Annotated in this window: 5 protein-coding genes; 4 read left to right on the top strand and 1 reads right to left on the bottom strand. The window is 32.4% G+C overall.

The window, feature by feature from the left end; all coding sequences use genetic code 11:
* Positions 1-39: 39 nt before the first annotated feature.
* Positions 40-363 (bottom strand): FeoA family protein, encoded by a 324-nt coding sequence (locus F6K13_RS18810; protein ID WP_287278472.1) that lies wholly within the window; start codon positions 361-363, stop codon positions 40-42.
* A 273-nt stretch (positions 364-636) separates the two neighbouring features.
* On the opposite strand from F6K13_RS18810, the gene F6K13_RS18815 reads away from it, so the two are divergent.
* The 4 genes from F6K13_RS18815 to F6K13_RS18830 all read left to right on the top strand — a co-directional run bounded on the left by F6K13_RS18815 (position 637) and on the right by F6K13_RS18830 (position 4,331).
* Entirely contained in the window at positions 637-813 is a 177-nt protein-coding gene (locus F6K13_RS18815; protein WP_161564431.1) for a hypothetical protein, read from the top strand.
* A gap of 236 nt (positions 814-1,049) precedes the next feature.
* Positions 1,050-2,153, top strand: coding sequence for a glycosyl transferase (locus F6K13_RS18820; RefSeq protein ID WP_124144265.1), 1,104 nt, complete (start codon positions 1,050-1,052; stop codon positions 2,151-2,153).
* Between the two features lie 42 nt (positions 2,154-2,195).
* Positions 2,196-3,866, top strand: coding sequence for a mechanosensitive ion channel family protein (locus tag F6K13_RS18825; protein WP_287287998.1), 1,671 nt, complete (start codon positions 2,196-2,198; stop codon positions 3,864-3,866).
* A 48-nt stretch (positions 3,867-3,914) separates the two neighbouring features.
* On the top strand, positions 3,915-4,331 hold the full coding sequence (locus tag F6K13_RS18830) for a secondary thiamine-phosphate synthase enzyme YjbQ (RefSeq protein ID WP_124144267.1): 417 nt from the start codon (positions 3,915-3,917) through the stop codon (positions 4,329-4,331).
* Positions 4,332-4,792: the final 461 nt, after the last annotated feature.

Consider the following 4,792-nt stretch of genomic DNA (forward strand, 5'->3'; position numbering starts at 1 on the left):
AGGGAATTGTTTCTTCTGCCCTCTGCCTTCTGCCTTCGTTTATAAAATTAGCGGTTTTACAAAAATTGTTTTTGCTTCTTCTCTCCTAATTGCTAATTCTGTACTGATACCTACTCTGATATGAAGTGGTCCGCAAAAGCAACTTTTTCGTAATACCATTATTTGTTTTTCTGGCACAACTCCCATAGCTTTAAGACGTTTGACTAATATTTCACCATAAGTATCTATTTCAATTCTTTTAATGATTGCTGGAATTTGGATATCTAGATAAGATAAATCTATCAGTTGTGTAGTAGTTTTACTATCTAAATCTTGCTTATTTTCTGCGTCAAAAATTATTTTTTCTGGATGATTAGACAACATTTTAAAATTAGTATTTTTATCTTTATGACTGTGAAGTATTACTCAATATTTTGATAATTCAAATATATTAAAAAATATTATTAGGGTTAATCAAAGTATGTTCTACTAAAAGAATAGATGCTTGATAATTGGGTTTATTTGTGAAATTTTTAATATAAATCTGACCAGATGTAGACTGGAGATTTTTGAAACTATCAATAAGTTTTTTTCTGGATTTTCTACTCCTATTAGAGAATATTTATCAAATAAATATTAGATCGCGTAGGGTGTGAAGTGTGTTACATAAAGCACTATCCCACAGCACATGGTGGGTTAGGTGTAAAACCGACAATGATTCCAGAAATGGTAAGTGTGCCACCACAAACCCCACTTAATTTTTTGTTTACAAACAGCCCCTTACTCAAAATTGATATTACAAAAAAATTAGCTTTTTTAGAAAAAAAAACATAACTGGTAATATTTTACTTGAATAGCGCTCTAATTATAATAAAATACTTTACTTTTTATGAGCATATTACTAATGAATGCTATAGAAATTTGTTATAGGATATAGCGTTTCTCAGTAAGCGTGAGGTACTTTTATCTTTCTTCCCTGTTGCCTGTTGCCTGTTGCCTAAAACCTCGAATTTTGTACCTCACGCTTTTTGGGAATTGCTATAGTATTAATCTTTAATTGAAAAAATCTCATGCCTCGACCTACCTTATATATTGCTATTACTAACCATGGATTTGGTCATGCTGTACCCATATCCTCAGTTGCTAATCTGGTGCAAAAAATGTGTCCAGATGTTTTATTAATTATGGTGACAACTGCTCCCCGTTGGTTATTAGAATCTTATATTTCTGGTGATTTTATTTATCGTCCCCGTGCTTTTGATGTGGGAGTTATTCAATCAGACAGTATCACAATGGATAAACAAACTACCCTAGAAAAATTGAAAGAAATTCGGAGTAAAGAACGGTCAATTATTGCTGGAGAAGTAAATTTTATTAAACAAAATCGAGTAGATTTATTATTAGCAGATATTCCGCCACTTGCTGCTAAAATTGCTCAAACTGCCGATATTCCTGGTTGGATGTTGAATAATTTTGGTTGGGATTTTATTTATCGTCCTTGGGGTGGTGAATTTCTAGAAATTGCTGATTGGATAGGAGAATGTTTCAGTAAATGTGACCGTTTATTTCGCCTCCCACTCCACGAACCTATGGGCGCTTTTCCTAATATTGTTGATGTTGGTTTGACTGGAGGAACTCCACGTTATCAACCAGAGGAAATTAAAGCAAAATTTAATATTCATACAGACCAAGAAAAAACTATTTTACTTACTTTTGGCGGTTTAGGTTTAGACAAGATTCCCTATCAAAATCTTTCTCGTTTTCCTGACTGGCAATTTATTACATTTGATAGTAATATCCCTGAACTTCCTAATCTAATAAATGTCAGAAAAGAATTTGAAAAAATAGATAAAAATTTACCAAATATTCGCCCAGTAGATTTGATGCCGATTTGTGGCAGGATTATTTCTAAACCAGGGTATAGTACCTTTGCTGAAGCTTTACGGTTAGAAACACCTATTGTGTCATTAGTTAGAGAAGGTTTTGCCGAATCGAAATTATTATTAGAAGGAATTCAAGATTATAGTTATCATCAAATATTACCTCCAACAGAATTTTTTGATGGTGATTGGGAATTTCTCAGAAAACCCCTACAACCACCCCGTAAATCTGAAAAATTAGATAAAAATGGTAGTGAAGCGATCGCTCAAGCTGTTGTAGATTATTTACAATAATTATTTTCAACTGTCCAATTATTTTATTCAAGGAAAACAATTATGAACCCTAAGATTAATATTAATAACTTCATTGAAATTGATATGAACAGTATCATTGGAACTGGAGTTGAAATCGTATTTATAATATGTTTATTTGTAGCAATTAAATTTGTTTTCGGCAGAGCATATAAACAATTAATACAAGTACCATCAGTCAAAAACAAGAAAAAAGAGATTGAATTTATCTACCAAAATATTCAGATATTCTTAACTGTAAGTTGTTTACTACTATGTCTATTAGTGGCAGGAATTAATGGATGGCTTATTTATCAAGGAAAAAAATTAATCGAATACCAAACTTATTTGATTAAAAATATTTCCTTTAATTACTTGCTAGTTATAGGAATTAGAGTCCTAAAAATCTTGGGCATACTAATTTTAACTAAATGGAGTATTCCATATATAAAAAAATTTATAACTTGGTTAACAGAGTGGGCAAAAAACGTCGATCAAATCACTGCCAATGACGCCAGTATTGAAAAATTATTTGAATTTTTCAAGAGTAACTTTAATAATATTATCTGGCTGTTATATGTTACTATATCAGCTCAAATTATGGTATTCCCAGAAGTAATTGTCAAATATTTATATATAAGTTTGCAGATTTATATGATTATTATTATGGGATTACTATTTACTAAAGCTAATACAACAGTTATTGAAACTTTGGATGCTGTTAGCAAAAAATATTCCGATCAAAGAAATATTGTGCGGATCTACAACCGCCTACGTAAATTAATTCCTCTTGCCAAACGATGTCTTGAATATGCAATCTATATTACTACAGCTACTTTAGTAGTTCAAAAAGTTGATTTTATTGCTAGTTTAGCTCCTTATGGTCTTTTATCTTTGCAAATAATTGGGATTATATTTATGAGTCGTGTTGTGCAAGAAATTGGTCAACTTTTACTAGAAGAAGTACTACTGCGTGAGAGTGATACAGATGATTTATCTAAACAGAGACGAGAGACATTTTTACCTTTATTTCAAAGTTGTACAAAATACCTGATTTACTTTGGTACAGGTATAGCAATTCTTTATACTATTAAAATTGACCCGACTCCTATTCTAGCAGGTGTAGGTATTTTAGGTTTAACAATTGGAATGGGAGCGCAAAGTCTGGTTGAAGATATAGTTGCAGGTTTCTTTATTTTGTTTGAAAATTATTACTTAGTAGGAGATTTTGTAGAGATAAATGGTGTAAGTGGTTTTGTTACGGGAATAGAATTAAGAACAACTCGCATTAATTATGAAGATAAAAATTATATTATCCATAATCGTGATGTTAAAGATATAGTTAATCACTCTAGCTACAGTAATGCAGTGGTCATGCTGAAAATTCCTTATCAAGTTAAGATGAGTCAAGTCAATGAAATTATAGAAAAAGTTGGAAAGAAACTTCTAGAGAATTATTCAGAAGACATAATTGAACCAACAATAATAGAAGGAGTAGAAGAATTTTCTGACAATCAAATATTAATCGAAGTAGTTACACAAGTTAAACCTGGAAAACATTTAATTATTCAGAAAGTCTTAGGCATAATGATCAAAGAAGCTTTTGAAGAAGCAAATATTGAACTTAGGGTGGTTAATCATATAACACTGAGTAACGATCAACCTATTCCAATATTTTTAAAACCTCTACGGGTTAAACTACGCAAAAATCAATAGTAAAGTTATCTATTAGCCTTAATCAAGATATATCCGACCAAAAATAAAATGACTCACTATCAACAATTACTTCAAATAAATACCTCCGGCAAGTCTCTGTTAAAAATTACTCCTAAAGTACAGGAAAGTGTAGCAAAATCAGGGATAAAAACAGGTTTATGTAATCTATTTTTACGCCATACTTCCGCCAGCTTAATAATTCAAGAAAATGCCGACCCAGATGTATTAGTTGATTTGGAAAACTTTATCTCAAAATTAGTACCAGAAGGTTATCATTATATTCATAGTGCTGAAGGTCCTGATGATATGCCTGCTCATATTCGCAGTGTTTTAACCCATACTTCAGAACAAATTCCGATTAATAATGGCAGATTAGTATTAGGTACTTGGCAAGGAATTTATGTTTGGGAACATCGTCAACGTAGTCATACCCGAGACTTAGTAATTCATATTAGTGGAGATTAACGAAGTCAGAAGTCAGAATTCAGAATTCAGAAGTTAACCCACCCCTAACCCAACCCACCCCCGCCCCTCCCAGGAGGGGATCCAGGAGGGGAAGTAGGGGATTTGAGCAAGCCTCCAAAAACCAGAACGCCATTTCCTGGCGGGGTTGCGCGACCCAATTATATCAAATCCGGTTGAATACTTATTATATAGTTGGCACCTCACGGGGTGACAAGGTAGCTGAAAGCTATATATAGAGATGGACTTATCGAATAAGCTGAAGAATACTTCCACTAAAAGAGAACCATTATTGAGAATAGATGAGGATGTGGTGCGATCGCACCACACCCCCCATCGGCGTTGAACAATAGTTCAAGTTGCCCTCTAAATCAGATGATCACTCATACTCACTTTTATTAATTTTAGTTGCTCAGAAATAATTAAATATTAAGTAGTTTATTCATGGCTTTAATTCCATTTAT

The organism is Okeania sp. SIO2B9, assembly GCF_010672505.1.
GTDB lineage: Bacteria > Cyanobacteriota > Cyanobacteriia > Cyanobacteriales > Microcoleaceae > Okeania > Okeania hirsuta.

What these genes read in the sequence shown, in the direction of transcription:
- F6K13_RS18810 (WP_287278472.1), bottom strand. Translation starts at nt 363, where the DNA reads ATGTTGTCTAATCATCCAGAAAAAATAATTTTTGACGCAGAAAATAAG.
- F6K13_RS18820 (WP_124144265.1), top strand. Translation starts at nt 1,050, where the DNA reads ATGCCTCGACCTACCTTATATATTGCTATTACTAACCATGGATTTGGT.
- F6K13_RS18825 (WP_287287998.1), top strand. Translation starts at nt 2,196, where the DNA reads ATGAACCCTAAGATTAATATTAATAACTTCATTGAAATTGATATGAAC.
- F6K13_RS18830 (WP_124144267.1), top strand. Translation starts at nt 3,915, where the DNA reads ATGACTCACTATCAACAATTACTTCAAATAAATACCTCCGGCAAGTCT.